Here is a 13,575-nt window from a genome sequence, read left to right as displayed (position 1 = left end):
GCGGCCGTACAGCGTCCCGAGCAGCACGACGTCATTTGTCACACCGGCCGGCAGGACGGGAACCCAGCCCCGCAAGCGGCAGGCTGGCGCCATGAAGGAACGCCTGACCCGCCGACGGCTCAACCGGGCCACCCTCCTGCGCCAGTCGCTCCACGAGCGGGCCGAACTGTCCGTCGAGGCGATGGTCGAGCGGCTGGCCGGCGTGCACGCCCGGCACCGGGAACCCCCGTACATCGGCCTGTGGAACCGGGTCGACGGCTTCCGCCGGGAGCACCTCGCCGCGCTGCTGGACCTGCGGGCCGTCGTACGGGCCTCGCTGCACCGCGGAGCGCGGTACCTGGTCACCGCCGAGGACTACCTCTGGCTGCGGCCCACCCTGGAGCCGATGCTGCGGGCCAGACGCGAACGCGTCCTCGGGCGGCGGACGACAGGCGTCGACGGCGGGCAACTCGCCGCCGCGGCACGGTTCCTGCTGGCCGGCCGGGTGATGCCCCGCCCCGAGCTGGGCCGGGCGCTGGCCGCCCGGTGGCCGGGGCGGGACCCGGTCGCCCTGGCGCGCTCGGCGCGGATGCTGCTGCCGGTGCTCCACCCGCCGCCGTCCGGCCTGTGGGGCCGCCGCGGCCCCGCCGCCTTCGTCCTGGCGGAGGAGTGGCTGGGTCGGGCCCTCGACCGCCGGCCCGACCCCGCCCGGCTGGTGACACGCCACCTGGCCGCGTTCGGACCCGCCACCGTCGAGGACGTCCAGGCGTGGAGCGGTGTGAGCGGGCTGCGCGAGGTGGTCGACGACCTGCTGCCGTCCTTGCGGGAGTTCCGCGGCGAGGACGGCGAGGAACTGCTCGACGTGCCGGACGCGCCGCTGCCGCCCGAGGACCTGCCCGTCCCGGTGCGCTTCCTGGCCGCGGGGGACGACGCCGTCCTCGCCCATACCGGAGGCACCCGGCTGGCGGCGGAGCGGGCCCGCCACCCACCGGGCGAACCGGCCTTCCTGGTCGACGGCCTTGTCCGTGGCGGGTGGTCGCTCACCAGGGAGACGGACGGCCGTACGGTCCTCACCGTGCGGCTGTCCGCACCCCTGAACCGGCGGCAGCGGGAGGAGGCCGCCGAGGAGGGCGCCGCCCTGCTGCGCTTCGCCGCGGGCGACGCGGACCGCCACGACATCCGGTTCACCGCCGCCGGGTGAGGTGGTGAGGCGGCGATACGGCGACATGTCGACACGGAGAGACGGGCGGGTGGCGACTCGGTGACCGGGCGCCCCGCCGGGTCCCGCCTCCCGTCGCCTCCCGCCGTCGCCGGCAGGACGGCAGGCGGCGGCGGGCGGCGGGCGGCGGGCGGCAGGCCGGACCGGCAGCGAGGTCAGACCGGCAGGGAGGCGGGGAGGACCCGGACGAAGGCTCCGCGCCGCGGCTCGCCCCCGCCGGTCCAGCCCGCGGTGACGCCCGGGGGCAGCAGACCGGCCGTCTCGCCCTCCGGCGCCTCCTCGAGCACCCGCAGCACCCGCAGGGTGACCCCGTCCAGCAGCACGTCCGTCCATCTCTCGCCGTCCACCACGGACGGCGACCCGGTCACCCCGCCCGGAAGCGGCCCTCCGTAGGAGGCCACCACCGAGGTGTCCGGGGTGTCGCTCTCGCTCTGCGCCTGCGGCACCGCGCGTCCCCGCAGCAACGCCACGATCTGCTCGACCGCCACCGGGTCCCGGGTCGCGTCGTAGACCCAGCGGGTGCCCAGCACCCCGTGCTCGCTGGTGCCGATCAGCGCCTCCTCGGCCCGCTCCAGCGGCGCGCCGCGATAGGTCATCGCGTGGTGGTACACGGTGCCGTCGGCGTCCTCGTGCACCGCGAACTCGATGCCCACCTCCCCGGCGGGATCGTCGAGCCGGAAACCACCGGCCCGTTCCAGCCGGGGCGTCCCCGTGCCCCGGTACCAGGGGCGGCCGGGCAGCCACGCGGTCAGCAGCTCCACCTTCGTGGGAGCCATCGTCGTTCGGTGAATGACTGACATGGCGTCATCATTCCAGTCCGGGTGTGGTCCGCAGCGGCAGGAGCTGTGGACGTTTCGCGGTGCGGCCCTCCCCGGAGGACCGGCCCCTCAGCCGCCGGACCAGCCAGGGCCCCAGGAAGGAACCGAGCCACCGCAGCTCGGTGGTGAAGGCGTGCAGGCCGACGGGCGGCGCGACGGCCGTCGGGGGGAGCGGCCGCGTCCACGTGTCGTCACTGCCCGGCAGTTCCAGGGCGTGGGCCAGGGCGGCGGCGATCCGCTCGTGTCCGAGCGGACTCGCGTGCAGCCGGTCCGGGCTCCACAGGCGGCGGTCGGTGATCACCGCATGAGCGGCCGCGTCCACCAGCGCGACCCCGTGCCGCCGGGCCGCCTCGCGGATGCGGTCGTTGAGCGCCAGGGCCCGCGGGGTGAGCGCCCGGCCCAGCGGCGTCATCCCGGCCGGGTCCGGGAAGGTGACCGTGGCGACCCGCGCGCCGGCCGCGGTCAGCGCCACGAACATCGCCTCCAGGTGACCGGCCACCTCGTCGGCGTCGAACTTCGGCCGCAGCAGGTCGTTGACCCCGGCGACCACGGTGGCCAGGTCGGGGCGCAGGGCCAGCGCGGGCGCCAGCTGCTCCGCGCGCACCTGCCCGGCGACCCGTCCGCGTATCGCCAGGTTGGCGTAGACGAGGCCGGGCGCGTCCTCGGCGAGCCGCTCCGCGAGTCGGTCGGCGAAACCGCGCAGCCCCGAGGCGTCGTCACCGTCCCCCATGCCCTCGGTCTGGCTGTCTCCCAGAGCGACGTAACGGCGGAACGGGTGTCCGGCCTCGGTCATCGGCGGTCCTCTCCTCGATGCGCGGAGTCAGCTTGGTGTCCGCGTCCCCGAGAATCAACCCGCGTCCACGCCCGAGCCCGCCTCCACGTCCGCGTTCGCGTGGGCGTGGACGGGCGGAGTCCGGCGGGCCGTCGCCGGGGGATCAGCCCAGCTTGCGCATCACCCGCGCCGCCGCCTCGCTCTCCGCGGCGGGGACGGAGAGCTCGCTCAGTGTGTCCAGGTCCTGGTCGTCCGCGAGTTCGGTCTCCCAGGCGTCGGCGAGGCGCTCCTGTTCCTCGCGGGGACGCCGCTCGACGTCCGCGCGGTGGTCGGGGCTCAGGGCGTGCAGGAACCGGCCGACGGTGTCGGTGGTCATTCGTCCTCCTCGGTCACTCGGCTCCGGGCCCCGCACCCGTCCGCGGCGGCGACCCGTGAGCCCGATCGTGCCCCGGGGCCGGGCCGTCGGCGGTGGCGGCGCGCCGACGGCCCCCGCCGGGAGCACGGACGACTCGGCGGGGCGCCGACGGCGCGGCGGACGGTCCGGCGAACCGTCCCGCCCCGGGGCACCATGGCGGGGTGAGCATCGTCGAAGACATCGAACCCCGCGGCACGCGCCACTGCGAGACGTCGGCCCTGGGGGTGCTGCTGCGGCACCAGGACCTCGATCTGTCCGAGCCCATGCTCTTCGGGCTGGGTTCCGGCCTGTCCTTCGTCTACTGGGACAGCAGGACCATGGACTTCCCGTTCCTGGGAGGCAGGGTCAAGCCGTTCGAGCTGACCCGGAACCTCGCGGCCAACCTCGGCCTGGAACTGACGGTGCGGGAGACGACCTCCCCGCGCACGGCGTGGAAGAACGTGGTGACCGCCGTGGACGCGGGGCGTCCGGTCGGGCTGCAGCTGGACAGCTACCACCTCGAGTACTTCACGTCGAAGGTCCACTTCGGCGGACACGTCGTCGCCCTCTACGGCTACGACGACGAGCGCGCCCTCCTGGTGGACACCGACCAGCAGGGCGGCGCGGTCTCCACCGGTCTGGACGCGCTGGCCGCCGCCCGGGCCGAGCGCGGCCCGATGACCGCCCGGCACCGCTCCTTCACCCTCGACGTCCCCGCGGACGCGCCCTCCCCGTGGAGCAGGATCGTGCCCGCGATCACCGCCTGCGCGGAGGCGTTCCTCCACCCGCCCATCGCCAACCTCGGGCACCGGGGCATCGAGAAGGCCGGCAAGCTGGCGCCGACCTGGCTCGAGCGCGCCACCGACCCCGCGCGGGACCTGCCGCAGGCCGCCCTCCTGATGGAGAAGGGCGGCACCGGCGGCGCGCTCTTCCGCAACCTCTACCGCGACTTCCTCGACGAGTGCGCCCAGCGGCTGGACAGCGCCCCGCTGCGTGAGGGCCTGCGGCTCTACACCGAGGCGGCCACCCGGTGGACGCGGGTGGCCGAACTCGTCACCCTGGCCGGCGGGACGGGCGAGGAGCGGCACCTGACGGAGGCGGCGGAGCTGCTCCGCGACCTCTCCCGGCTGGAACGGGAGGCCATGGAGCAGCTCGTCCACCTCGGTTGACCTGGTCCGCGTCGGTGCAGCCGCCCGTGCCCGCCCGGCCCACGCCGGAGCCGCCCGTGCCCGCCCCGCCCGCGCTCGTGCCACCGGAGCCGGCCCCGGTCGCGGCGGCCCCGCCCGGCCCCGGCCCGCCGCGCCCGCCGCGCCCGCCTCAGTCCCGTTCCCGCGTCCACCCCTCCGCGGTCACCCTGGCCAGGTCGGCCGGGCGGGCGTCGGCGTACAGCAGCGTGTTTCCGGCGGCGGCCTTCTGCGCGCCGACGTAGACGCCCCGGCCCACGTACCGCGCGTCGGTGGTGTACCGCCACCGGACCAGCGTGGCCGTGGAGGCCGGCAGCTCGGCGGCGAACCGGTGCCAGACGCGGCCGTTGAAGCCCGACACCCGCCCGTCGGGACGCGCGACCGGCTCGTCGTGCGGGGCCCGGGTGGTGAACGGCAGGGCGCTCCAGGTGACGCCGCCGTCGGTGGAGACCTCGGCGCACAGCACGTCCCAGGTCGCCTCGGTGTCCCACCACAGGTCACCGGTGAGCCGGGCGGACTCCGCCGAGGTGTCCAGCGCGGGCAGCGTCAGCACCGCCTGGGAGGCCGTGGTCATGCCGCCGAACCAGGCCGCGTCCCCGTGCGCGGGCGGCACCGCGACGGCGCGGGCCATCCGCTCGCCCGCCGCCTGCCGCGGCGCCGAGCCGGACCGCCAGGTGCGCACCGGGTGCACCGAGTTGCCCAGCAGGACCAGGAACGAGTCGGTCGTCGGGTCCAGCACGATGCAGGTCCCGGTGAAGCCGGTGTGCCCCGCCGTGCGCGGGGTGGCCATGGCGCCCATGTACCAGTGCTGGTTCAGCTCGAACCCCAGCCCGTGGCTGTTGCCGGGGAAGGCGGTGTTGAAGTCGGAGAACAGCAGCTCCACCGACTCCTCGGAGAGCAGGCGGACCCTGCCGTACTCCCCGCCGTTGAGGAGAGTGCGGGCCAGCACCGCCAGGTCCCAGGCGCACGAGAAGACCCCGGCGTGCCCCGCCACGCCGCCCAGGGCGTACGCGTTCTCGTCGTGCACCTCGCCCCACACCAGGCCCCGGTCCAGGCCGGCCCACGGCGGCCGGGACACCTCGGTGGCGGCGATCCGCGGCCGCCAGTCGGCGGGCGGGTTGTAGCGGGTGCGGGTCAGGCCCAGCGGCCCGGTGATCTCCTCGGCCAGCAGGAGGTCCAGCGGTTTGCCGGTGACCCGCTCCAGCACCAGCTGAAGGGTGATCAGGCTGAGGTCGGAGTACCGGTAGACGGTGCCCGGCGGGTCCGTCGGCTCCACCGCCCACAGGGCCTTCAGCATCGCCTCACGGTCCGGCTGCCGGTACAGGGCGATCCAGGCGGGCATGCCCGAGGTGTGCGTGAGCAGGTGCCGGACGGTGACGTCCTGCTTGCCGCCGCCGGCGAACTCCGGCACGTAGCGGGCGGCGGGCGCCTCCAGCTCGATCCGGCCGCGCTCCAGTTGCTGGACCACCAGCAGCGAGGTGAACAGCTTGGAGAGGGAGGCCAGGTCGTAGACGGTGTCCGGGGTGGCGTCGATCTGCTCCCCGGGCGGGAACTCCACCGCCTCGCCGGTGTCCGCGTCGTAGTCGGCGTAGCGGACCGCCTTGCCGACGGCCGTCTCCAGGGCCACCGTGCCGCCGCGCCCGGCCAGGACCACCGCGCCCGCCCAGTACGGCCGGGTGGGGGAGGGACCGAGGTACCGCTCGGCGACCGCGGTGATCTCCGCCAGGTGCCCGGCGAGGAGCCCGGCCCGCGCGGCCGACCCACGGCGCAGCGTCGGCCGGCGCCCGGCGCCGTCACCCGACGCGCCGTCACCCGATGCGTCGTCCGCCGAGCCGCCGGACGACCCTCCGGCCGCCGCGGCGGCCCCGCCGCCGAGAGGCGTGACCATCACCGCACCTCCCAGGGCCAGGGCCCCCGCTCCGAACCGGCGTCTGCTGATTCCTCTGTAGCGCACAGGACCTCCGAAAGAATCTTTCACCACGACCCTCGGGCGCTGAAACCTTCCTTCCGTGACCATGCTCTGTCAATAGTGCCCGCCGACCGACCGACCGACCGCCGGACGCGGGCGGAACGCACCGCGGCCCGCCCGGAGTGTTCCGGACGGGCCGCGGCGGGTGGAGCGGGGACCGCTACTTGCGGCCCTTCTTGACGTCGATGCGCACGACCTGCGGGTCGTGGTCGCTCGCCTGGTCGGCGAACTCCGCGTTCAGGTGCACGATGTCGTAGTCGTAGGCGACCACCGACGGGCTGACCAGCGTCTGGTCCAGCGTCTGCGAGTTGCCCTCGTAGACGTAGGTGTAACGCTCCTCGACGGGCAGCGTGTTGACGAGCGGGGTCAGCAGGGAGCCGGCGCCCGTCATGATCTCGGTGGTCTTCGAGAACTGGAAGTCGTTGATGTCGCCGAGGACGACCACCTTCGCCTTCGGGTCGGCCGCCAGCAGCTCGGCGACGAAGTCGTGGACCTCCTTCGCCTGGCGGTGGCGCTGCTCCTCCGAGGACCGCGAGGGCTCCTGGAACTTGCCGTGCATCGGGGCGTCGCCGCCCTTGGAGGAGAAGTGGTTGGCGATCACGAAGACCTGCTCGCCGTGGAACTTGAACTCGCCCACCAGCGGCTTGCGGCTGCTCTTCCAGGCGTCGCTCGACGGGGCGATCCGGCCCGGGGAGACGCTCAGCTGCGCCCCCTTCTTCGTGGCGACGACCTCGGTCGCGGCGCTCGCGTCCGTGGCGGCGCGGTCCGTGAACGTCAGGCGCTCCTCGTTGTAGAGGAGGACCTGGCGGATGTTGCCGCCCGGCTCGCCGCCGTCCGCCTTGTCCTGCGGGGCGACGTAGCGCCAGCTGTAGCGGGGGCCGCCGGCCGCGACGATCGCGTCGGTGAAGCGGGTCAGGGTCTGCTCGGAGGAGACCGTGCCGTCGTCGGTGGCGCCGTTGTCGTCCTGGATCTCCTCCAGCGCGACGACGTCCGGGGCGGCGAGGTTGACCGCCACGCCCTCGGCCAGGCGGTCGAACTTCTCCTGCGGGTCCAGGGCGTCCAGGTTCTCCACGTTGTACGTGGCGATCGCCAGCTCCTTGTCGAGCTGCGGACGCGTCACCTCGCGCTCCAGACCGCCCGGCACGTGGGAGCCCAGCTCGGTGGCCATCAGCGTGTAGCCGCCGTAGGAGTCGTAGTCCAGCGGGCCGGTGGTGGCGCCGGCCAGCGTGTCGCCGACGTTGGCCTCGGGGATCTCGGGGCCGAGCGACTCGATCTTGACGCGGCCCGAGTTCTGGCCGTCGTAGCCCAGGTACACGGTGCCGCCGCGGACCGAGGGGTTCTGCTCGGGCTTGGCGGTGACGTACACCTCGTCGTACTCGGTGGTCGCGCCGACCACCCGGGCGTCGGCGACCTGGACACGCATGCCCTCGGTGGCCTCGAGGAAGTCCAGGGCGTACAGGGCCGGCTGGAGCGGCAGGCTCTCGATGGAGCCGCCGCCCGCGTCCGGGGCGTAGTCGTCGGGCAGGTTCGCCGGGCCCAGCACGACCGCGGCGGGAACCGCGTTGCCGGAGGAGAGCACCGAGGTCTTCGGACCGGAGATCTGGGTGATCGACTGGGTGGTGCTGCTCGGCGCGTACTCGGCGACCTTGCCGCTGACCAGGACGCTGTCGCCGGCCTTCACGGTCGGGGCGGCGGAGCCGGTGTAGACGAAGAGCGCCTCGCTGGTGCGCGGGTCGGCGTCGGCCTGGGTGTCCTGGATCCAGAAGCCCTTGGAACCGCTGTCACGCACGCCGATGACGATGCCGGGGACGTTGGTGACCGTCGCGCCGGTCAGCGGGGAGCGGCGGGTGGTGCCCTGGATGTCGTGGACGCGGACCGCGCCGGGGGTGCCCGGGTCGCCGGGCTCCTCGCCGCCACCGTCACCGCCGCCGGTGCCCGGGGTCTCGCCCTTGGCGTTGACCGGGGTGGGCGTGCCGGCGGTGAGGTCGGCGGAGTTGTCGTCGGTGTCCGCGAGGGAGGCCGCGCGGGCCACCGAGGCGGTGTTCGAGGCGCCGGTGACCGGGCTGGTCTCGCGGACGGCGGCGGTGCCGAAGCCGACCAGGTCGACGATCCGCTCGTCGGTCGCGCAGTCCGCCGCGGTCCTGCAGGCGAGCTCGTCGGTGCCGGCCACCAGGGCGACCGTGCCGCTGGTGCCGCTCATCGCGATCGAGCCGGAGGCGTCCGGGGTGGGCAGAGCCGTGGTGCCGCCGGTGCCCTGGGCCTCGGCGATCAGGTAACGGCCGCCCGCGGCTATGGAACCGGTGACCCGCGTGACGCTCCAGCGGGACGTCGCCGAGGGGGAGCCCGGCAGGTACTGCACGCTGTAGCCGGACAGGTCGACGGCCGTGCCGCCGGCGTTGCCCAGCTCGATGAAGTCACGGGTGAGGGTGGCCCCGGAGTTGCCGCCGCCGCCGTACACCTCGGCGATCACCGCACCGCCGGAGGGCGCGGCGAAGGCCTGCGGCAGCGGCGTCAGCACGAAGGCGCCGGCCGCTCCCGTCGCCGTGATGGCCTGTGCGGCATGGCGCCAACGCGCTCTCTTGTCACCGGACTTGGGCACGATTTGTACTCCTCGGAAGGAACCCGCCGCGAAGAGCCGCGGAACGGGCGGAAATGACACAACGGGACGGTCGACTCAAGTTACGCGCGTAGAAATCGTGCTGCCAAGAGGTAGCGCGTGAATTCCCTGGAATCGCGGGATGAACTGTAGCGGGAACACGTGAGCGAGTGCGTCAGGGGTCGCCGTCCCGGAAGGCCCCGCCCGCGCCCTGTTCGGGGCCCCGGGCCGTGTCGTACCGTACGGCTCCCGGAGGGCCCCGAGCGTGGGAGGTGGCGCGGATGCGCGGCAAGGGACCGGCGACCGGAGAGCGGAAGATCGCGCGCCCGGCGGACGGCGAGGCCCCGGCCGCGCCCGGCGGCTGCCCCGTCCGGCACGACGCGGACGGCGTCTGGCGGGTGACCGGCGTCGCCGAGGCGCGGACGGTCCTGCGCTCCCACGACACCGTGCAGGCCGGACTGGGCGTGGAGACGGTGGAGAAGCTGCCCTCCGTCTACCGCCGCCCGGTCCTCTACCGCGACGGCCCCGAGCACCGCGAGGACCGCCGCCAGACCGCACGCTTCTTCACGCCCCGCAGGGTCGCCGAGCACTACCGTCCCGTCATGGAGCGCGTCGCCGAGGCCCAGTTGACCCGGCTGCGCACGGCCGGGGAGGCCGACCTCACCCAGCTCGCCTTCCGGCTCGCGATCGCGGTGGCCGCCGAGGTCATCGGCCTCACCGAGTCCCGCCCCGGCTTCGAGCGCCGGCTGGAGGCGTTCTTCCCGGACGGGGAGTTCGACACGCCCGGCTTCACCAGCCTCAGGGGGCTGCGCACGATCGCCCGCCAGAACCGCAACTGGCTGCGGATCCTCCGGGCGGACGTGCGTCCCACGGTCCGTGCCCGGCGGGCGAGGCGGCGTGACGACCTGATCTCCCACCTGCTCGACGAGGGCTGCTCGAGCGGCGAGATCCTCGGCGAGTGCATCACCTTCGCCGCCGCCGGCATGGTCACCACCCGTGAGTTCGTCTCCCTCGCCGCCTGGCACCTCCTCACCGACCAGGACCTGCTGGCCGCCTACCGTGCCGCCGACGAACCGGAGCGCCTCGCGACGCTCCGGGAGATCCTTCGCCTGGAGCCGGTCATCTCCCTCCTGCGCCGCCGCACCACCGCGGAGCTCACGGTCGGTGAGGGCGGCGTCCGGATCCCCGTCGGGGCCGTGGTCGAGATCGACGTCGGGACGGCGAACCTCGACGCGCGCGCGGTGGGCTCCGATCCGGAGCTGCTCTGCCCCGCCCGCGCCGGACAGGCCGCCCGCGGCGCGGACGCGCCACCCGTCCTCTCCTTCGGCGACGGTCCGCATCGCTGCCCCGGTGCGGACATCGCGATCCTGGAGACCGACGTCTTCCTCTCCCGCCTCTTCGCCGAACCGGGCCTGCGGATGCGCACCGCCCCCCGCGTCTCCTTCCAGCGCGCGCTGGGCAGCTACGAACTGCGGGAGTTCCACGTGGAGATCACCGGCTGAGTCGGCGAAGCCGGGGCGGAGGTACCGCCCCGGGAACGGGCATGCCATTCCCCGGCGGGAATTGGCGGCGTGGGCCACGCGGCGCAGGATCGGGTGCGAAGCGACCCACGTGACGAGGAGAACCGATGCCCGACATCGACCCGCAGGACCTGGCGGACCGCTACATCGCCCAGTGGACTCTCGCCGACGCCGCCGAACGGCGCGCGGCCGTCGAGCGGTTGTGGGCCGAGGACGGCGCCCACATCCTCCAGCCACCCGTCGAGATCAGGGAGCGCGCCGCCGGCCTGGGCTTCGGCCACACCACCCTCGAGGCGCGGGGGCACGATGCCGTCGAGGCCCGGGTGGCACGGAGCCACGAGGAGTTCGTCGAGAAGAAGGGACTCACCTTCCGGCCGCGAGCCGACGCCGTACGTCTGCACGACGTGGTCAAGTTCAGCTGGGAGACCGTGTCCACCGGGACCGGTGAGGTGGTGGGCGGCGGCCTGGAGGTCCTGCTGCTCGACGACGACGGCAGGATCCGGGCCGACTACATGTTCCCCGGCGCCTGAACCACGGGGGAGCAGGTTCCCGTACCGGCCGCCGCGGTCAGCGCGTCCGCCGTCGCCCCGTCGGCCGGCAGGAACGCCTCGAGCTTCAGTTCGGCCAGTGTCACGTCGACAGCGGTGGCGAAGGTGGTCACGGTCGTCGTCAGGTGCAGTTCGCCGTGGGAGGAGCCCAGGCGCAGCGGCACGGCGAAGCCCAGGGGTGCGGCGGAGGGATCCAGCGGAGGAACGTAGGCGGCGAGCTCGGACCGCAGCTCCTCCATATGGCCGAGACGCGCGAGTATGTGCCGCGCCCACTCGGCCAGGTTGCGGACGCGGGGAGCCAGTCCGTCGGGGTGCAGGGCGAGCCGGTAGACGTTCCTGCCCGGTCCCACCAGTTCCTCGGCAGCCCCCTCGGTGACGACGCCGAACGCCGCGTTGGCGGCGACCAGATCGCCGGCGCCGTCCACGACCACGGCCGGGTACGGCAGATGGCCCGTAAGGACGTGGTCGATCGCCGTACGGACGGGAGCGAGGGCCGGGGCGTCCAGCGGGGTCTCCGGGTAGACGGGCGCGTAACCGGCGGCCAGCAGCAGCTCGTTGCGCTCGCGCAGCGGAAGCTCCAGGGACTCGGTCAGACGCACCACCATGTTGCGTCCGGGGACGGACCTGCCGGACTCGATGAAGCTGAGATGCCGCTGGGTGGTGCCGGCCCGCAGGGCGAGGTCGAGCTGGCTGAGACGGCGCCGGGTACGGCGTTCACGGAGCGCTCGGGAGAAGTCCACTGCCCTGTTGTAGCGGTCGCGGAGCGGTGTGGGCCATTCCCTGCGGGGAATCGTGAGGGCCCTGCCCCACGCGCAACAGCGCGGCGCCCGTGGGCGCCGCGCCGTCGCGCGGGGGGATGTGGAGCGGTTCGGAGTCAGCCGGCGGTGCAGCCGCCGACCGTGGGGGAGGGGGAGCTCGGGCCGCTGGCGGTGAAGCCGAACGACGTGGACTGGCCCGCGGCGAGGGTGCGGTTGTGGCCGGCCGGGGTCACCGTCACCACGTTGCCGCTCCGCGTCATGGTGCCGTTCCAGAGCGAGACGATCGTCTGGTTGCTGGCCAGCGTCAACGGCACCTTCCAGTTGTTGACGCCGCCGCTGCCGGCCGTGATGGTCACCTCACCGTTGAAGCCGCCCTGCCACGAGCTGGAGGTACGGTACGCGGCGCTGCAGGCGCCGGTGCCGCCGCCCGGCGGGGGCGTCGTGGGGGTGCTGGTGCCGCCGCCCGGCGGGGGAGTGGTGGGGCTCCCGCCCGTCAGGGAGACGCTGGAGCTGCCGGTGCTCTGGTAGCCCTCGGTGGCCATGATCATGTAGTACTTGAACTCGCCCATCGGCATCCCGGCGTTCTGCCAGGCGTCGAAGTGGACACCGGTGTTGATGGTGCCGCTGCTCCGCTTGCTCTGCCGGATGCTCCAGTACTGCTGGAAGGTGGCGGTGCCTTCCACGGAGGGCTGGTTGGTGCGGGTCGACTCGTAGATGTCGTACGTGCCGCCGCCGTCGGTGACGGTGCCGCGCTTGGTGCCGGCCGAGCCGGGGTTGTAGGGGCCGAAGTTCTCGACGATGTAGTACTCGACCAGGGGGTTGGCGGTCCACCCGTACAGGGCCAGGTAACCGTTGCTGCCGGGGTTGAAGCTGCCGGAGTAGGTGACGCTGCGGCGGCTGCCGTTGCTCCAGCCGAGGCCGCCCACCCAGTTGTTGGTGTCGGACCACTGGCTGCTGTACTGACCGGCCGCTCCCAGCGTCATGGTGACGGAGCCCGGGTCGTCGGTCCAGAAGGAGTAGTAGTACCCGTTGTAGGTGCCGGTGGAGTTGCTGGTCAGAACCTGGTCGGCACGCGCGGTGCCGGGCAGTAACAGGCCCGAACCGGCAGCCGCGACCACTGCCCCGGCGCCGCCGAGGACCAGCTTCCTGCGGCTGACGGGGCGTGCTTCGGAGTTGTGGGGGGTCTCGCTCATACGAGTGTTCCTCCTCATGGGGGGCACCGTCGGTGACCGGGAGACACGCCGAACGCACCTCGGCGTTCATCGACGAGGACAAGACCGGTCCTGCGCATGTCACGCCCGACCGGAGAGCGTCACAACAGTCTTCCTGGGCGCGGGAGTTGTCAATAGTTGCGCAACGTTTTCGAAACACCGCGTGACCCTGCGGTGCTGTTACGCCCGGGTAGGGAGGGTGCGGGGACGCATCCGAGGACGAGTGGACGTCGGGGTGTGCCGGACCCTGGAGGTCGAAAGTTTCGGAAAGTTTTCGGAGGGTCAACGCCCCAGGAAGAAGCCCTGTTGTAACCGTCCACGCGCTCTCCCCCGCGCCGAAGAGGCCGCCGAAAAGGCCCGCCGCACCAGGGGTGCGGCGGGCCTCGTGCCGTAGGGAGGAATCGGTCAGCAGCAGCCGCCGCCCTCGCGGGGGTCGGCGTCGCGCCGGTCGACACGCCGGTTCTCGAACTCCCGGCGGGTCAGCACCCGCACGTGGGGGTCGTGGGAGCGGGCGTGGGCCACGTACCGGTCGTACGCGTGCTCGCCGTTCAGCTCGCGCACGTACCACCAGGCGCGCGCGCCCGCCTCCCTCAGGCGGGTCAGGGCG

General features: G+C 73.7%; 12 protein-coding genes. 4 read left to right on the top strand and 8 right to left on the bottom strand.

Annotated elements, in window-relative coordinates:
* Positions 1-91 precede the first annotated feature (91 nt).
* Complete coding sequence (locus ABT026_RS24545; protein ID WP_351117306.1) at positions 92-1,180, top strand: winged helix DNA-binding domain-containing protein; 1,089 nt, start codon at positions 92-94, stop codon at positions 1,178-1,180.
* 173 nt (positions 1,181-1,353) lie between these two features.
* Here ABT026_RS24545 and ABT026_RS24540 read toward each other — a convergent pair whose 3' ends face one another.
* The 3 genes from ABT026_RS24540 to ABT026_RS24530 all read right to left on the bottom strand — a co-directional run bounded on the left by ABT026_RS24540 (position 1,354) and on the right by ABT026_RS24530 (position 3,164).
* Positions 1,354-1,974, bottom strand: a complete 621-nt coding sequence (locus ABT026_RS24540; RefSeq protein WP_351117305.1) for a maltokinase N-terminal cap-like domain-containing protein — start codon at positions 1,972-1,974, stop codon at positions 1,354-1,356.
* Positions 1,975-2,005: 31 nt separating this feature from the next.
* Positions 2,006-2,809 carry an SGNH/GDSL hydrolase family protein gene (locus tag ABT026_RS24535; protein WP_351117304.1) on the bottom strand — a complete coding sequence of 268 codons (804 nt, stop codon included), beginning with the start codon at positions 2,807-2,809 and terminating at the stop codon, positions 2,006-2,008.
* Between the two features lie 142 nt (positions 2,810-2,951).
* Positions 2,952-3,164, bottom strand: a complete 213-nt coding sequence (locus ABT026_RS24530; protein WP_351117303.1) for a hypothetical protein — start codon at positions 3,162-3,164, stop codon at positions 2,952-2,954.
* A 200-nt stretch (positions 3,165-3,364) separates the two neighbouring features.
* Between ABT026_RS24530 and ABT026_RS24525 the strand changes: the two genes are divergently transcribed.
* Positions 3,365-4,351 carry a BtrH N-terminal domain-containing protein gene (locus ABT026_RS24525; protein WP_351117302.1) on the top strand — a complete coding sequence of 329 codons (987 nt, stop codon included), beginning with the start codon at positions 3,365-3,367 and terminating at the stop codon, positions 4,349-4,351.
* Positions 4,352-4,499: 148 nt separating this feature from the next.
* Here ABT026_RS24525 and ABT026_RS24520 read toward each other — a convergent pair whose 3' ends face one another.
* Positions 4,500-6,254 (bottom strand): serine hydrolase domain-containing protein, encoded by a 1,755-nt coding sequence (locus ABT026_RS24520; protein ID WP_351117301.1) that lies wholly within the window; start codon positions 6,252-6,254, stop codon positions 4,500-4,502.
* A 241-nt stretch (positions 6,255-6,495) separates the two neighbouring features.
* Positions 6,496-8,934 carry a DUF8508 domain-containing protein gene (locus tag ABT026_RS24515; RefSeq protein ID WP_502968050.1) on the bottom strand — a complete coding sequence of 813 codons (2,439 nt, stop codon included), beginning with the start codon at positions 8,932-8,934 and terminating at the stop codon, positions 6,496-6,498.
* 278 nt (positions 8,935-9,212) lie between these two features.
* Between ABT026_RS24515 and ABT026_RS24510 the strand changes: the two genes are divergently transcribed.
* Entirely contained in the window at positions 9,213-10,433 is a 1,221-nt protein-coding gene (locus tag ABT026_RS24510) for a cytochrome P450 (protein ID WP_351117300.1), read from the top strand.
* Between the two features lie 125 nt (positions 10,434-10,558).
* The gene (locus tag ABT026_RS24505; RefSeq protein WP_351117299.1) at positions 10,559-10,981 is read left to right on the top strand and encodes a hypothetical protein; all 423 of its coding nucleotides are present in this window, start codon (positions 10,559-10,561) and stop codon (positions 10,979-10,981) included.
* Here ABT026_RS24505 and ABT026_RS24500 read toward each other — a convergent pair.
* The 3 genes from ABT026_RS24500 to ABT026_RS24490 all read right to left on the bottom strand — a co-directional run bounded on the left by ABT026_RS24500 (position 10,960) and on the right by ABT026_RS24490 (position 13,571).
* Positions 10,960-11,739, bottom strand: a complete 780-nt coding sequence (locus tag ABT026_RS24500) for an MmyB family transcriptional regulator (RefSeq protein WP_351117298.1) — start codon at positions 11,737-11,739, stop codon at positions 10,960-10,962. The two genes, ABT026_RS24505 and ABT026_RS24500, sit on opposite strands and share 22 nt — an antisense overlap.
* Positions 11,740-11,873: 134 nt before the next feature.
* Positions 11,874-12,950, bottom strand: a complete 1,077-nt coding sequence (locus tag ABT026_RS24495; protein ID WP_351117297.1) for a glycoside hydrolase family 11 protein — start codon at positions 12,948-12,950, stop codon at positions 11,874-11,876.
* 423 nt (positions 12,951-13,373) lie between these two features.
* Positions 13,374-13,571 carry a CstA-like transporter-associated (seleno)protein gene (locus ABT026_RS24490; RefSeq protein ID WP_351117363.1) on the bottom strand — a complete coding sequence of 66 codons (198 nt, stop codon included), beginning with the start codon at positions 13,569-13,571 and terminating at the stop codon, positions 13,374-13,376.
* Between the last annotated feature and the right edge of the window lie 4 nt (positions 13,572-13,575).

This window comes from Streptomyces sp. NPDC002734 (assembly GCF_040295685.1).
In the GTDB taxonomy this organism is placed as follows: domain Bacteria; phylum Actinomycetota; class Actinomycetes; order Streptomycetales; family Streptomycetaceae; genus Streptomyces.
Note: the sequence above shows the minus strand (reverse complement) of the source record. Positions and strands in the feature narration are given on the sequence as shown.

Excerpts from the sequence above, each read along its gene's own strand:
- ABT026_RS24545 (WP_351117306.1), top strand. The coding sequence starts at position 92 with ATGAAGGAACGCCTGACCCGCCGACGGCTCAACCGGGCCACCCTCCTG.
- ABT026_RS24540 (WP_351117305.1), bottom strand. The coding sequence starts at position 1,974 with ATGGCTCCCACGAAGGTGGAGCTGCTGACCGCGTGGCTGCCCGGCCGC.
- ABT026_RS24535 (WP_351117304.1), bottom strand. The coding sequence starts at position 2,809 with ATGACCGAGGCCGGACACCCGTTCCGCCGTTACGTCGCTCTGGGAGAC.
- ABT026_RS24530 (WP_351117303.1), bottom strand. The coding sequence starts at position 3,164 with ATGACCACCGACACCGTCGGCCGGTTCCTGCACGCCCTGAGCCCCGAC.
- ABT026_RS24520 (WP_351117301.1), bottom strand. The coding sequence starts at position 6,254 with ATGGTCACGCCTCTCGGCGGCGGGGCCGCCGCGGCGGCCGGAGGGTCG.
- ABT026_RS24510 (WP_351117300.1), top strand. The coding sequence starts at position 9,213 with ATGCGCGGCAAGGGACCGGCGACCGGAGAGCGGAAGATCGCGCGCCCG.
- ABT026_RS24505 (WP_351117299.1), top strand. The coding sequence starts at position 10,559 with ATGCCCGACATCGACCCGCAGGACCTGGCGGACCGCTACATCGCCCAG.
- ABT026_RS24495 (WP_351117297.1), bottom strand. The coding sequence starts at position 12,950 with ATGAGCGAGACCCCCCACAACTCCGAAGCACGCCCCGTCAGCCGCAGG.